We start from the raw sequence: 13,882 nt of genomic DNA, 5'->3' as shown, positions 1-13,882 counted from the left end.
CGGGGGCCTTTTGCCGCCCCCCACCGGGGGCGGTTTATTTTTTGCCGACAATCCGCAAAATGGGCCCCCGCCCGCTGTGTTTCCCCCCCATCCGGTGCTCCCCCACCATGTTCGGAGAACTCCTTGTCCCGAAAACTTCATCGCGACCAGCTGTGGAACGCGGCACACGTTGAGCGCGCCGCCCTGGCCGAGGACCTCGCCACGCTCGAGGACTCCCGGTGGGCCCTGCCCTCGCTGTGCGGCCGCTGGAGCGTCAGGGAGACCCTGGCACACCTCACGGCAGCGGCAAGCGTGGGCCCGGTGCGGTGGTTCGCCAGCGTCCTGGGCGCCAGGTTCGATTTCGACCTCCACAATGACCGGCGGCTGGCCGAACAGCTCGGGGCAACGCCCGCCGAGACACTCGCACGCTTTCGCGACATCGCCACCAGCACCACCTCGACGCTCGGACCCACCGAAGCGTGGCTGGGGGAAGTGGTCGTGCATTCCGAGGACATTCGTCGCCCGCTGGGGATCGTCCGCGCCTTTCCGGTGGATGTGCTGACCACCGTCGCCAACTTCTACGCCCGGCAGGACTTCACGGTTGACGGCAAGAAGGCCATCGCCGGACTGAGGCTCGAGGCGACCGACGGCCCCTTCGCCACCGGCGACGGCCCCTTCGCCACCGGCGACGGCCCCATGGTCACGGGCACGACCATCGCGCTGACGATGGCCATGGCGGGACGCGGCGCCTATTGCGATGAGCTCACCGGCCCGGGGGTCGAAACCCTGCGCGCTCGCTGTTCGGCGTATGGAAGCCACGAGAGCGAAGGCGACCTCGAAGGCTGAGCACGCACTGTTCCGGGGGCCTGCCGGGGAGCCGCGGCGGAAGCGGCCACAAAGGATCCGGAATTCAGCCCCGGGTCGGTCAATATCCTCAGCCAGGAAAGCGTTGTCCGCGAGACCGGTAAATTCGTGGGGTTGCACCTCAAGGCACCGGCTCACACCCGGTTCCTGATCGGAGCCGGGGACCAGGGCGCCAACGCCGTGCCTTGCGACTTCACGGTGTTGGACGAGCACGCGGTGCCCTACCAGGTCGGTTGCCCGGAGCAGTCCCCCGGCCAGAAACGGATTTCGATCATCTCGCGCGGCGATTTCGACTACGGATTCACCAAGCCACTGAATTAGGGGGAACAAGCCACGCAAAAGGTTGGGGCCGCGCCCCCACCCTTCCCGCACCCAAGTCCGGGCAGCACGATGCCCGGCAACGATGCATCGTTGCCGGGCATGGTGTCCAGACCGCTAGACCAGGGTGAACGGTGCCTTGGCAGGCAGCGGGAACGCCTGCTTGAGCTTTTCCACGTCCTCAAACGGTGCCGTTGCGATCGACAGCTTGGTGAAGTCCAGCTTGGCCTCGCGCAGGCAGGTCTTGATGGCCGTGACCGCCTTCTTGGGCTCCGGGGAAAGGATGCGGATGTTCAGCTTGCGCGGGGCGTAGTCCGAGGACTCCACGGTGCCCAGGCCGCGCCAGGCCAGGTGCCCGACGAGTGCCTCCTTGGCGGCGGCTTCCAGGTACTTGTCGCGGTCGGTTCCCTCGGCGCTCTTGAGCGCGTACTGCACGATGACCCACCCCTGTTCTTCCTCGGACAGGGGCACGAAGCCGTCCTCCTGGCATGCCTCCGTGAACGCCGCCAGCAGGCCGTCGGCGGTCACCTGGTTGACGTCCTTGGCGGTCTCGGTCTTCGACTGGTGCCCCACGGTGCCGTGGTTGACCACGAACTGGCCGAGGTCCTCGCCCTCATAGGTGGTGAACCAGGCCTCGCGGAAGTACATGGTTCCGTCTTCGTCGCGGCGGTAGGTGCGGACTATTGACATGCGGTGGTGCTCCTTAGCGGGATGATGCGTCTGAAAATGCCGTGCGGCCGCGGGCCAGCCAGCCGGTCGCGGTGCCGTCGAAGGGGGCGTGCGACTTGCCGAGGGAACCCAGCAGGTGCCTGGCCTCGTCGCTGATGCACGCCACCAGGTCCTGCGGGTAGCCCATGAGTGAGGCATGCTCCGCGAATTCGTCCTCGTCGTCGAGGTAGATCCCCCGTGACCGCGAGTCTATGACATCGAGGTCCATGTCCACGGAATTGGCTTCCCATCCGCCGCGGGCCAGTTTGCGCCAGCCGATCTGGGTGGACAGGTCCAGGTACACGCGGAAGTCCTCGGCGGGGTCGTCATAGAAGGTGCCCAGCCACTGCCCGGCGCGCGGCACCAGGCACACAGCATCGGTGTCGGCCCAGTGACCGTGGCCGGGGCGCGAGACCAGCGAGCCGGCGGGCTGGTAGATCCAGTGGCCGTGGCTGTCGGCACCCACATAGTACCCAGGGACCACCCAATGCGGGGCCCCGTTGTACTTCCAGGCCCGTGCGACCACGATGTCGCCGGCGACGGCGCCGGCCAGGTCCCGGGGCAGGTTCGCGGGCACCGGTGCTGCTGCGCTCACAGCTGGGGAATCTGTCCGGTGGGCATCTCGGCCCCCGGCAGCGGACGGGCGAAGGGGACCTTGGTGCCCAGCACCTGGGCCAGGGTGTCGTTGGCGATCCGGTCGGCGGTGAGCCCCACCCGCTCCATGACCTGGTCGCGGGTGCCGTGGGCGAGGAACTCGGTGGGCAGTCCCACCTCGTTCAGGGCGGTGTCGACGCCCGCTGCGCGCATTTCCTGGCGGATGCGCGAGCCCACGCCGCCGGCGCGGACCCCGTCCTCGATGCAGACCACGATGCGGTGGCGGGCTGCCAGGCCAATGATGGAGCGCGGCACCGGCAGCACCCAGCGCGGGTCGACCACCGTGACGGTGATGCCCTGGGCGTTGAGCCGGCCGGCGACATCCAGGCAGAGTTCGCTCATGGCGCCGACGGAGACGATCAGCACGTCGCGTTCCTCGCCGGAGCCGAGCTTGGCCAGGACGTCCACGCCGTCGTGCAGGCGCTGGATGGCCACGATCTCCGGGCCGACGTTGCCCTTGGAGAAGCGCACGACCGAGGGTGCATCCGAAATGGCCACGGCCTCGCGCAATTCCTCGCGCAGCCGCACCGCGTCGCGCGGGGCGGCCAGGTGGAGGTTGGGCACGATCTGCATCAGCGCCATGTCCCACATGCCGTGGTGGCTGGGCCCGTCCGGTCCGGTGACCCCGGCACGGTCAAGCACGACGGTGACGCCCGCCTTGTGCAGGGCCACGTCCATGAGCAGCTGGTCGAACGCCCGGTTCAGGAAGGTCGCGTAGACGCAGACCACCGGGTGCAGGCCGCCGAAGGCCAGGCCGGCGGCCGAGGTCATGGCGTGCTGTTCGGCGATACCCACGTCAAGCACCCGGTCGGGGTGCCGTTCCGACATGGTCTTCAGGCCCACCGGCTGCAGCATGGCACCGGTGATGGCCACGATGTCCTTGCGCTCATCGCTGATGTCGGCGATTTCCTCGCCGAAGACTGAAGTCCAGGAACGGGCGGAGGCCTTGGAGACCGGTTCGCCTGTCTGCGGGTCGATGACCCCGACCGCGTGGAACTGGTCGGCCTCGTCGGCGCGGGCAGGCGCGTAGCCGCGGCCCTTTTCGGTCAGTGCATGCACGATGACAGGACCGCCGAAGTTACGGGCCTGTTGCAGCGCCTGGTCGACGGCGGCCTGGTTGTGCCCGTCGATGGGGCCGATGTATTTCATGCCCAGGTCCTCGAAGAGGCCCTGGGGTGCCCACCAGTCCTTGATGCCCTTCTTGGTGGCATGCAGGGACTTGTAGGTGAACTGGCCCACGGGGCCGGAGTCCTTCAACCGGTTCTTGAGCCGGTCCATGGTGCTTTCGTAGGCCGGGAGCGTGCGGAACATGTCCAGGCGCTGGCGCAGCCCGGCCAGCTGGTCGGCGAGCCCGCCGATGGTCGGGGCGTAGGAGCGGCCGTTGTCGTTGACCACGATGACCACGCGGCGGTCCTTGTCGGCGGCGATGTTGTTGACGGCTTCCCAGGCCATGCCGCCTGTCAGGGCTCCGTCGCCGACCAGGGCGACTACGTAACGGTCGCCTTCCCCGGTGAGCTTGCGGGCGCGGGAGATCCCGTCGGCCCAGGACAGCGAGGAGGAGGCGTGGGAGGACTCGACGATGTCGTGCACGGATTCGGCGCGTTCAGGATACCCGGAGAGCCCGCCCTGCTGGCGCAGCGTGGAGAAGTCCTGGCGTCCGGTCAGCAGCTTGTGGACGTAGGACTGGTGTCCGGTGTCAAAGATGATGGAGTCGGTGGGTGAATCGAAGATCCGGTGGATGCCCAGGGTCAGCTCGACCACGCCGAGGTTGGGGCCCAGGTGGCCTCCTGTGCGTGCCACGTTTTTGATCAGGAAGGATCGAATTTCCTTGGCCAGCTGGTGCATTTTAGCCGCGTCCAGGCCACGCAGGTCCCGCGGTTCCTTGATGGTCGGAAGCAGTGGCACGGAGGCAGTCCTTTCGCAGTGGCAAATACCCGTTCAATCTTACCGCTCGTCCCTTGCCGCCGGGCACCATGGCGGTGCACGCCACAGTGTCCCGCCCCACCTCCGCCGGGTATTGGTTCGGTGGTGCCACCCTTGCGTAGGATCATGGAACGGGCAACGCCCTGCCTTTTGCCATCCACCACCAAGCCCTAGGATCCACACCGCCATGAGCACTTCGCGCCCCGCCACCCCCTCGGTCCTCTTTGTCTGCAACACCAATGGCGGGAAGTCACAGCTGGCCGCGGCACTGCTGCGCCAGGTGGCGGGCGATGCGGTGGCTGTGACATCTGCCGGGCTCATTCCGGCCCACCACATCAACGAGCTGGCAGCCTCGGTGGTTCAGGCGGTCGGCGCCGACATGCGTGCCGAGGTCCCCACCGCGTTGACCGAGGAAGCGCTGCGTGCCGCCGACCGGGTGGTCATCGTCGGCGAGGCGAAGGTCCCCGAGCTCGAGGGCGTCACCATGGAACGCTGGGTTCCCGCCGAGGCCCCCGCCGATCTGGCGACGGAGCGCGAGCGCATGGAGTTCCTGCGGGACGACATTGCCGCCCGGGTCACAGCGTTGAACGATGAGCTCGGGACGGCAACCTTCTAGTCCCTGATGTCCCGGAGCCTCGCCCGGAAGTCTCCCGAGGCGGGCTTCTGCGAATGCGGCGGGTATCGATCTCCCCGAGCCCTCGGACGCCAGGAACCTCGGGCGTGCCGCGTCGATGTTCTCAGGCCGTCCGCCCGGGGTCTATCGCCTTGCCGCCGCAGGTGACCCTGGTTACGGCGGTGGTTGCCGTGCCGGGCCGCGACATTGGTGGCAGGTCAGTGCCCGGTCGCGCCGTCGTCCCGGTTGGCCCTGCCATTTTCGGTTCCGCTAGGCCGATTCGGCTGATTCGAATCGTCGATCGGGTCCTGTCGAGCGTCGGACGAATCGAGATTCTGGCTTCCCCTGGTTTCGGCATCCGGGTCTAGCGATTGAGCCCTTTTGGCCTGTTCATGGGCGCTGGACCGTGCTGACTGGGCGTCCGCATTCTGGCTACGGGCCTCTTCCTGGAGGCGGTCGGCGTCAACCTGCGCCTGCTTCGCGTCCGCTGCCGCCCTGGCGGCCTTTGCTTCGCTCTCCCGTGCATTGAGCTCGTCGTCGACCGCCGACTGGCGGAGGGTTTCCGCCCGCTCGTGGTCCTTCTCCTTTTTCCGTCGTTGGACAAAGAAGAGCACTAGTCCAAGGATTACCAGTGCGACAACGATTATGACGATGGTCCACACCAGCTGGCCTGAATCCATGATTTTCGACCTCGTTCCAATGGCGACAATGGGTGTATGACCAGTAAAGCCCAAAACCGGATCGGTTGCCATGGATATGCCACAGCGGCTCATCGCGTTGAGCCGATATTGAAGAATTCCGCATGGAATTCTTACGTGATTGAGCCGCAGGTTTCCCTTCATGGCCCGGGATCGCGTCCCGGAGCCGAGCCGAGCTAGACGAATCGTTCCATCGGCCGCATCCCCGGGCGTGCGCTTCGAAAATCCAAAACCACCGCTACATTAAATGCCGCAAGGGCGGGTCGGCCGAGGATCATTCCTCAACCAACCCGCCCTTGCGAGCGTGGATCGTTGCTAGCTAATTAGCTGGCGGTGATCTGACGCAGGACGTACTGCAGGATGCCACCGTTACGGTAGTAATCTGCTTCGCCCGGGGTATCGATGCGCAAGACGGCGTCGAAGGAGACGGTCTTGCCGTCTTCCGCCACGGCGGTGACCTTCAGGGTCTTGGGGGTGGTGCCGTTGTTGAGTTCGGTCACTCCCTCGACTGCGAAGGTCTCGGTGCCGGTCAGGCCCAGGGTCTCGGCGTTTTCGCCAACCGGGAACTGCAGGGGCAGAACGCCCATGCCGATGAGGTTGGAGCGGTGAATACGCTCGAAGGACTCGGTGATGACTGCCTTGACACCCAACAGTGCGGTGCCCTTGGCTGCCCAGTCACGCGAGGAGCCCGAACCGTATTCCTTGCCTCCCAAGACGACCAACGGGGTACCTGCAGCAGCGTAGTTCTGCGCAGCATCGTAGACGTAGGCCTGAGGTGCACCCTCGACGGTGAAGTCGCGGGTGAAGCCACCCTCAACGTTGTCCAGGAGCTGGTTGCGGATACGGATGTTCGCGAAGGTACCGCGAATCATGACCTCGTGGTTGCCACGACGGGAGCCGTAGGAGTTGAAGTCCTTGCGATCCACGCCGTTGGCCAGCAGGTACTGTCCAGCCGGGGAATCGGACTTGAACGAACCGGCCGGGGAGATGTGGTCGGTGGTGACCGAATCGCCCAGCTTCAGCAATACGCGGGCACCGGCAATGTTCTGCACCGGATCCGGAGTGGCCTTCATGCCCTCGAAGTACGGGGGCTTGCGGACGTAGGTCGAGTCCTCGGCCCACTCGAAGGTGTTGCCTGCCGGAGTGTCGAGCGCCTTCCAGCGATCGTCGCCGTCGAAGACACCTTCGTAACCCTTGGCGAACATGCCCTCGTCGATGGAAGAATCCATCGTTGCCTGAACCTCGGTCGGGGTCGGCCAGATGTCCTTGAGGAACACCTCGTTGCCGTCCGTGTCGGTGCCCAGGGAATCGGTTTCGAAGTCGAAGTCCATGGTGCCGGCCAGGGCGTAAGCGATGACCAATGGCGGGGAGGCCAGGTAGTTCATCTTCACGTCCGGGTTGATGCGGCCTTCGAAGTTGCGGTTACCCGAGAGCACTGCGGTTGCGGAGAGGTCGTGAGCCTGAATGGCCTCGGAGATCTCTGCGTCCAGCGGGCCGGAGTTGCCGATGCAGGTTGCGCAGCCGTAGCCCACGATGAAGAAGCCAAGCTTCTCCAGGTACGGCATGAGGCCGGACTTTTCGTAGTACTCGGTGACGACCTTCGAGCCCGGGGCGACGGAAGTCTTGACCCACGGCTTGGACACCAGACCCTTTTCCACTGCCTTGCGCGCCAGCAGAGCTGCGGCAAGCATGACCGAGGGGTTGGAGGTGTTGGTGCACGAGGTGATCGAAGCGATCGAGACCAGACCGTGGTCGATGGAGAAGCTCGTTCCATCGGCCTTGGTGACCTCAACACTGGTCGACGGGCGACCAATGTTCAGTTCGTCGGCTGCACCGGCGGCATAGTTGTGGATGTCCTTGCGGAACTGTTCCTTGGCGCCGGAAAGCTCAATGCGGTCCTGCGGACGCTTCGGCCCGGCGATGGAGGGAACCACCGTCGACAGGTCGAGCTCGAGGAACTCGGAGAAGCGAATCTCGCGGTCGGCGTCGTGCCACATGCCCTGTTCCTTGGCGTAGGCCTCAACGAGGTCCACGTTTTCCTTGGAACGGCCGGTCAGGCGCAGGTAGTCAAGGGTGACGTCATCGATCGGGAACATGGCCGCGGTGGAACCGAATTCCGGGGACATGTTGCCGATGGTGGCGCGGTTTGCCAACGGAACCTGGGCAACGCCCTGGCCGTAGAACTCGACGAACTTGCCAACAACTCCGTGCTTGCGCAGCATCTCGGTGATGGTCAGCACAACGTCGGTTGCGGTGGCACCAGCGGGGATCGATCCGTTGAGCTTGAAGCCAACAACGCGCGGGATCAGCATGGAGACGGGCTGGCCGAGCATTGCTGCCTCGGCCTCAATGCCGCCAACGCCCCAGCCCAGCACGCCCATGCCGTTAACCATGGTGGTGTGGGAGTCGGTGCCGACGCAGGTGTCGGGGTAGGCGCGAAGCACGCCATTAACTTCGCGGGTCATCACGGTGCGAGCCAGGAACTCGATGTTGACCTGGTGCACGATGCCGGTTCCCGGGGGAACTACCTTGAAGTCATCAAATGCGGTCTGGCCCCAACGCAGGAACTGGTAACGCTCCCCGTTGCGCTGGTATTCGATTTCCATGTTGCGCTCGAGGGCACCGGCGTTGCCGGCAACGTCGATCTGCACGGAGTGGTCGATGACCATTTCGGCAGGTGCGAGCGGGTTCACCCGGGTCGGGTCTCCGCCAAGTTCCTTGACTGCCTCGCGCATGGTGGCGAGGTCAACGATGCAAGGAACACCGGTGAAGTCCTGCATCAAGACGCGTGCAGGGGTGAACTGGATTTCGGTGTTCGGTTCGGCATTTGCATCCCACTGGCCTACGGCCTTGACGTGTTCTGCGGTGATGTTCGCGCCATCTTCGGTGCGAAGCAGGTTCTCCAAAAGAACCTTGAGGCTGTACGGAAGGCTTTGCGCACCTTCGACGGCGTTCAGCCGGTAAATTTCATATTCGTTGCCCTTGACGTCCAATACGCCCTTGGCACCAAAACTGTCCACATTGCTCACGGGGACTCCTCTCGCCAGAATTACATCTTCGTTGCACGCCCACAAGGAAATCCAGTTAGGCGGTCCTAACTGAGTTTACCTGTGTTTTATTGCGGCAGAGCTATAAACAGTCTATCCCCCGCCGCCCATGTGACCCCGCCAACCCGACATTTTCGGGCGGGACGGAGTCACATCATCGCCTAGTGGCGGACAAACAGTCCCACGGTTTCCATGTGGTGTGTGTGCGGATAAAGGTCAATGACATCAACCTCTTCCAAGCGGAACCCCGAGGCCATGAGATCGGCCGTGTCGCGGGCAAATGATGCAGGATCGCACGAAACATAGGAGATCTTCTTGGCGCCCGAACGCACCATCGCGGAAACGGCGGTCTTGCCGGCACCGGTGCGCGGCGGATCAAGCACAATCGAATCCAGCTTGGCCTTGCGCGTATTCAATTCCCTGGACAAGGTCTTTTCAACACGCCCCTGGGAAATGATCGCCTGGGGGAATTCACGCAGGTTCTTCAGCGCGTCCTTGCTGGTTCCCGGGGCGCCCTCAATGGACAGCAGCATGCCGTCGTCGCCCACGGCCTTGGCCAGCGGGGCGCTAAAGAGACCTGCCCCGGCGTAGAGGTCCGCGATGCGCGTCCCGTAGCCTGGCGCCAACTGGCTCATCACACGCTCGACCAGGGTGGCAGGGGCCAGACGGTGGATCTGCCAGAAACCCTCGCCGGTGATGCGGTAGTCGTGGCCCGCCACCGATTCGGACAGCCAGGTCCGCCCGCGCAAGCGCTGCAGGGCACCGCGCCCGTCGGCAGCCGATCCCCCGACCTGGGTCAGTGCCGCGGCACTGGTTCCCTCGGGCAGGCGCTTGGCCGCGCGGCCCGCTGCCCCGGCAACCGTTCCGTCCTCGATGAAGAGCACCAGCACCCCGCCATCGTCGCCGGATCCGACGGCAACCTCGATGCGGCTGATGCCTGCCAGCGGCAGATCCCAGAGCGCCAGCTCGTTGATCTTCGGGTGTGCCAGCGGCATTTCCTTGACCGGCACCAGGTCGTTGGAGCGGAAGGCGCTCATGGCCAGGCGGCCCTTGGCATCGACCGCGAAGGCCGTGCGCGTGCGCCAGCCCAGTCCGTCGGCGGACTCGCCCTCGGGGGCGCGAACCGCGGTGAAGCCGTGTTCGGCCACGTCGATGCCGCCCAGGCGCTGCATCTGCTCGACGAAGATCTGTCCCTTGATCGCGCGCTGCGCATCCAGGGCGATGTGCCCGAATTCGGCGCCGCCCACCGGCAGGACGCCGCGCGGGGCGGCACTCAGGGAGTCGGCCTGGGCCCAGAAATGCGGCACCCGGTCCTCTGAGGCCTCGTGGACCTCGACGACGTCGCCGCGCCAGAAGCGGGCCTTCTCGCCGTCGTCGCGGACGGCGACGGACACCAGTTCGCCGGGGATGCCGTGGCGCACGAAGATCACCCGGCCCTCGTGGCGGGCGACGGTGTGGCCGCCGTGGGCGGGTGCGCCCAGGCGCACCTTCAGGATGTTTTCTTGCGTGCTCATGGCTTGTCTTTCGGCTTGGAAATCGGGGGTGCTGCAGAGTGTGTCTTGGTCTTGGCGCCGGCCGAGCCCTCCTCGGTGGGTCCCAGGAACATCGAGACGTCGGAGGAGGCCAGGCGCCACGGCACCGAGGCCACCACGACCCCGGGCTCGTAGTGCAGGCGGTTCTTGATGCGCATGGCGGTCTGGTTGTGCACCAGCTGCTCCCACCAGCGGCCCACCACGTATTCGGGAATGTAGACGACGATCAGATCGCGCGGGGAATCACGCTTGATCGACCGGATGTGCTCGATCAGGGGCGCGGAGATCTCCCGGTACGGGGAGGCAAGCACCGTGATCGGCACCGGGATGCCCAGGGCCGCCCACTGGGCCAGGGTCGCCTCGGTGCGCTCCGAGTCGGCGTCCACCACGATGGCATCGAGCTTCGAGGGCCGTGAGGCGCGGGCGAAGGCCACGGCCCGCAGCACCGGCTTGCGCAGCGTGGAGACCAGCACCAGGGCGTGGACCCGGGCCGGCAGCGCGGTGGCCGACTCGTCCCCGCCAATGGCAAGTTCCTCATCCACCTGAACGTAGTGCCGGTGCAGCGAGTCCATCATGAGGAAAAGCACCGCGATGCCCAACACCGCCAGCCAGGCGCCGTGGACCAGGCGGGTGCCCAGCACGATGACCAGCACCGCGGCGGTGAGCGCAAAGCCAGCGAGGTTCAGCAGCCGCGAGCGGTGGATGCGGGCGCGCACCCGCTTGTCAGGGGACTGGGCCAGTTCGCGGCCCCAGTGCCTGATCATGCCCAGCTGGCTCAGGGTGAAGGACACGAAGACCCCCACCACGTAGAGCTGGATCAGGGTCGGCACATGGGCGTTGAACACCCAGATCAGGACGATCGCGGCAATGGCCAGGGCCAGGATGCCGTTGGAGAAGCCGAGCCTGTCCCCACGGGTGCGCAGCTGGCGGGGCAGGTAGCCGTCGGTGGCCAGGTGCGAGGCCAGGTTGGGGAAGGAGTTGAAGGAGGTGTGTGCGGCTATCAACAGCACCGCAACGGTCAGCGCCAGCACCAGGTAGAAACCGATCGAGGCGCCCCCGAAGATGGCCTCGGCCACCTGTCCGAGGACCGGATGCTGGATGTAGTCGGCGGGGATAGGACCGCCGTTAAACCGCAGGCCGGTGGCGGGGTCCTCCACCACGTGGACCTGCACGGCCCGGGCCAGGTACATGGTCCCCAGGGTCAGGGCTCCGGCAATAAGGCCAAGCAGCAACAACACGATCGCCGCGTTGCGCGCCTTCGGGGCGGCCAGCGTGTGGACGTTGGAGATCGGAACCTCGACGCCGGTCAGCGCGGCGGATCCGGTGGAGAAGGCCCGCAGCACCAGCAGCACCCCGGCCAGGCCGGTGAGCCCGTGGGGGTAGTCCGGGTCGGGAACGACCTCGAAGCCTGCGCTTGGGGCCGTGCCCAGGGTGCCGGTAGCGGCAAGGATCCCGCCCGCGGCGAGCATCACCAGGACCACCCCGATGAACAGGTAGACGGGCGCGGCGGTACCGATCTTGGACCGGCCCCGCCCGCGCAGGTTCAGCACCGTCAGGACCACGACCCCGGCGGTGGCAAGCCATGCCTGGCTCCCGGCCAACGCGGGGAATGCGGCGATGATGTAGTGCGAGGCAGAGGAAATTGACACCGCCACGGTGAGCACGAAGTCAACCAGCAGGGCAGCCGCCACCGTGGTCCCGGCCCGCGGGCCCAGGTTCACCGAGGCGATTTCGTAGTCCCCGCCACCGGAGGGGTAGGCCTTCACCGACTGGCGGTAGGAGGCAATGATCACCAGCATGACGACCATGACGGCCAGGCCCACCGAGGGCGAGAACGCCATGGCGCCCAGCCCGGCCAGCGCCAGGGTGAGCATCACCTCGTCCGGCGCGTAGGCGATGGAGGAAAGCGCGGAGGCGGAAAAAATAGGCAGCGCAAGGCGCTTGCGCAGCGGGGCCTGCTTCAGGCGCTCGGTCCTGAAGGGGCGCCCCACCAGAATCCGCTTCAACGCGTCGAGAAATGAAAGCACGATCCAAAGCTAGCCCCCTTTGCCCCGGCCTGTCATACACCACACCGTCGGGGGCGACGTGAAGAATCCCGCATCGGGGGCCCGAATCGTGAAACACTGGTGAACGAACCGTGCCGCGAATGACCGTTGGCACCACGGTGGGAACAAAAAGGATGGATCATGGCGCACTTCGTCATCATGGGCTGCGGACGGGTGGGCGTGACCCTGGCCCATACGCTCGACGACGCCGGGCACTCGGTGGCCATCATCGACCAGGACGACCGCGCCTTCCGCCGCCTGCGCCGCAACTTCTCCGGCCTGAAGGTCTCCGGGGTCGGATTCGACCGCGAAACCCTGGAACGCGCGAAGATCTCCGAGGCCTACGCCTTCGCCGCGGTCTCCAGCGGCGACAACTCCAACATCCTGGCCACCCGGGTGGCCCGCGAGACCTACCATGTCCCGCACGTCGTGGCGCGGATCTACGACCCGGGGCGGGCCGAGATCTACCAGCGACTGGGCATCCCGACGGTTGCAGCGGTGCGCTGGAGCTCGGACCAGGTGCTGCGCCGGATCCTGCCCGAGCACTCGCTGAACGGGGACTTCCGCGAGGCCTCGGGCCGGCTGATCCTCGGCGAGGTGAACATCCACGAGGGCTGGTACGGCTACGGGCTCGAGGAGCTCGAGGCCGCCGCCCCGATCCGCATCGCCTACCTCTCCCGCTTTGGCGAAGGCGTGCTGCCCGTGCCGGGCATGCGGCTGCAGCAGGGCGACATCGTGCACGCCATGATGCCTGTCAACGCCGACAAGGACATCGAGAAGGTCCTCTCGGCCGCCCCCAAACCAACCACGGAGCAAAACACGTAATGAAGGTCATGATTGCCGGAGCAGGGTCTGTGGGCAGCTCCATCGCCAAGGAATTGATCAGCCACGGGCACGAGGTGCTGCTCATCGACGAGAAGCCCGAAGTCGTCTCGCGTGCCGGGGTGCAGGGCGCCCGCTGGCTCTTCGGGGACGCCTGCGAACTTTCGGTGCTCAAGGAGGCCAAGCTCGAGGAGGTCGACGTGGTGGTCTCCGCGACGGGCGACGACAAGGTGAACCTGGTGGTTTCCCTGCTGGCCAAGAGCGAGTTCGGGGTGGGGCGCACCGTGGGCCGGGTGAACAACCCGAAGAACGACTGGATGTTCGACGACGCCTGGGGCGTTGACGTCGCGGTGAGCACCCCAAGGCTGATGACCGCCCTGGTCGAGGAGGCGGTGGAGATCGGCGACCTGGTGCGCCTGATGACGCTTCAGTCGGGTGTGGTCTCGATGGTGGAATTCACCGTGCCGCACGACTCCTCGATGATCGGGCGCACCATCGGCTCGGTGCCGTGGCCGGCCGACGCCACCGTGGTGGCGATCCTGCGCGACGACGTGCCGCTGGCTCCCAGTCAGGACGATGTCATCGAGGGCGGGGACGAGCTGTTCTTCGTCACCACGATCGTGGCCGAAGACCAGCTGCGCACGGTGCTGCGGGACTCGCGCAGCGACTCCTGAGCAAC

12 protein-coding genes are annotated in these 13,882 nt (G+C 66.0%); 5 read left to right on the top strand and 7 right to left on the bottom strand.

Going from position 1 to position 13,882, the window contains the following annotated elements; translation table 11 throughout:
- Positions 1-123: 123 nt before the first annotated feature.
- Together ACLQ7E_RS20155 and ACLQ7E_RS20150 are read left to right on the top strand one after the other, a co-directional pair.
- On the top strand, positions 124-825 hold the full coding sequence (locus ACLQ7E_RS20155) for a maleylpyruvate isomerase family mycothiol-dependent enzyme (RefSeq protein WP_411734362.1): 702 nt from the start codon (positions 124-126) through the stop codon (positions 823-825).
- 126 nt (positions 826-951) lie between these two features.
- Positions 952-1,164, top strand: a complete 213-nt coding sequence (locus tag ACLQ7E_RS20150; RefSeq protein ID WP_411734361.1) for a hypothetical protein — start codon at positions 952-954, stop codon at positions 1,162-1,164.
- 114 nt (positions 1,165-1,278) lie between these two features.
- On the opposite strand, the gene ACLQ7E_RS20145 is transcribed toward ACLQ7E_RS20150, so the two are convergent.
- From ACLQ7E_RS20145 to dxs, 3 genes are read right to left on the bottom strand one after another with little or no spacing between them, the layout of a single operon-like run.
- Positions 1,279-1,851, bottom strand: coding sequence for a hypothetical protein (locus ACLQ7E_RS20145; protein WP_411734360.1), 573 nt, complete (start codon positions 1,849-1,851; stop codon positions 1,279-1,281).
- A gap of 13 nt (positions 1,852-1,864) precedes the next feature.
- A complete protein-coding gene (locus tag ACLQ7E_RS20140) occupies positions 1,865-2,464 on the bottom strand; it encodes a DUF402 domain-containing protein (RefSeq protein WP_411734359.1) in 600 nt (199 codons plus the stop codon).
- Complete coding sequence (gene dxs / locus ACLQ7E_RS20135) at positions 2,461-4,428, bottom strand: 1-deoxy-D-xylulose-5-phosphate synthase (RefSeq protein ID WP_411734358.1); 1,968 nt, start codon at positions 4,426-4,428, stop codon at positions 2,461-2,463. Before dxs ends, ACLQ7E_RS20140 begins: the two co-directional genes overlap by 4 nt.
- Positions 4,429-4,633: 205 nt before the next feature.
- Between dxs and ACLQ7E_RS20130 the strand changes: the two genes are divergently transcribed.
- Positions 4,634-5,062 carry a low molecular weight phosphatase family protein gene (locus tag ACLQ7E_RS20130; protein ID WP_411734357.1) on the top strand — a complete coding sequence of 143 codons (429 nt, stop codon included), beginning with the start codon at positions 4,634-4,636 and terminating at the stop codon, positions 5,060-5,062.
- A 215-nt stretch (positions 5,063-5,277) separates the two neighbouring features.
- Here ACLQ7E_RS20130 and ACLQ7E_RS20125 read toward each other — a convergent pair whose 3' ends face one another.
- The 4 genes from ACLQ7E_RS20125 to ACLQ7E_RS20110 form a co-directional block, all read right to left on the bottom strand.
- Complete coding sequence (locus ACLQ7E_RS20125) at positions 5,278-5,811, bottom strand: hypothetical protein (RefSeq protein ID WP_411734356.1); 534 nt, start codon at positions 5,809-5,811, stop codon at positions 5,278-5,280.
- A gap of 269 nt (positions 5,812-6,080) precedes the next feature.
- Positions 6,081-8,786 (bottom strand): aconitate hydratase AcnA, encoded by a 2,706-nt coding sequence (gene acnA, locus ACLQ7E_RS20120; RefSeq protein WP_411734355.1) that lies wholly within the window; start codon positions 8,784-8,786, stop codon positions 6,081-6,083.
- A 179-nt stretch (positions 8,787-8,965) separates the two neighbouring features.
- Entirely contained in the window at positions 8,966-10,318 is a 1,353-nt protein-coding gene (locus ACLQ7E_RS20115) for a class I SAM-dependent RNA methyltransferase (RefSeq protein WP_411734354.1), read from the bottom strand.
- On the bottom strand, positions 10,315-12,363 hold the full coding sequence (locus ACLQ7E_RS20110; protein ID WP_411734353.1) for an APC family permease: 2,049 nt from the start codon (positions 12,361-12,363) through the stop codon (positions 10,315-10,317). Before ACLQ7E_RS20110 ends, ACLQ7E_RS20115 begins: the two co-directional genes overlap by 4 nt.
- Before the next feature lie 159 nt (positions 12,364-12,522).
- Between ACLQ7E_RS20110 and ACLQ7E_RS20105 the strand changes: the two genes are divergently transcribed.
- Positions 12,523-13,206 carry a potassium channel family protein gene (locus ACLQ7E_RS20105; protein ID WP_411734352.1) on the top strand — a complete coding sequence of 228 codons (684 nt, stop codon included), beginning with the start codon at positions 12,523-12,525 and terminating at the stop codon, positions 13,204-13,206.
- The gene (locus ACLQ7E_RS20100) at positions 13,206-13,877 is read left to right on the top strand and encodes a potassium channel family protein (protein WP_411734351.1); all 672 of its coding nucleotides are present in this window, start codon (positions 13,206-13,208) and stop codon (positions 13,875-13,877) included. The genes ACLQ7E_RS20105 and ACLQ7E_RS20100 overlap by 1 nt, the downstream gene beginning before the upstream one ends.
- The last annotated feature ends 5 nt before the right edge of the window (positions 13,878-13,882 follow it).

The sequence above is a fragment of the Paeniglutamicibacter sp. genome (assembly GCF_046714615.1).
Lineage (GTDB): Bacteria > Actinomycetota > Actinomycetes > Actinomycetales > Micrococcaceae > Paeniglutamicibacter.
This window is presented reverse-complemented; position numbering and strand designations above follow the sequence as displayed.

Excerpts from the sequence above, each read along its gene's own strand:
- ACLQ7E_RS20105 (WP_411734352.1), top strand. The coding sequence starts at position 12,523 with ATGGCGCACTTCGTCATCATGGGCTGCGGACGGGTGGGCGTGACCCTG.
- ACLQ7E_RS20125 (WP_411734356.1), bottom strand. The coding sequence starts at position 5,811 with ATGGCAACCGATCCGGTTTTGGGCTTTACTGGTCATACACCCATTGTC.
- ACLQ7E_RS20145 (WP_411734360.1), bottom strand. The coding sequence starts at position 1,851 with ATGTCAATAGTCCGCACCTACCGCCGCGACGAAGACGGAACCATGTAC.
- ACLQ7E_RS20100 (WP_411734351.1), top strand. The coding sequence starts at position 13,206 with ATGAAGGTCATGATTGCCGGAGCAGGGTCTGTGGGCAGCTCCATCGCC.
- ACLQ7E_RS20130 (WP_411734357.1), top strand. The coding sequence starts at position 4,634 with ATGAGCACTTCGCGCCCCGCCACCCCCTCGGTCCTCTTTGTCTGCAAC.
- ACLQ7E_RS20115 (WP_411734354.1), bottom strand. The coding sequence starts at position 10,318 with ATGAGCACGCAAGAAAACATCCTGAAGGTGCGCCTGGGCGCACCCGCC.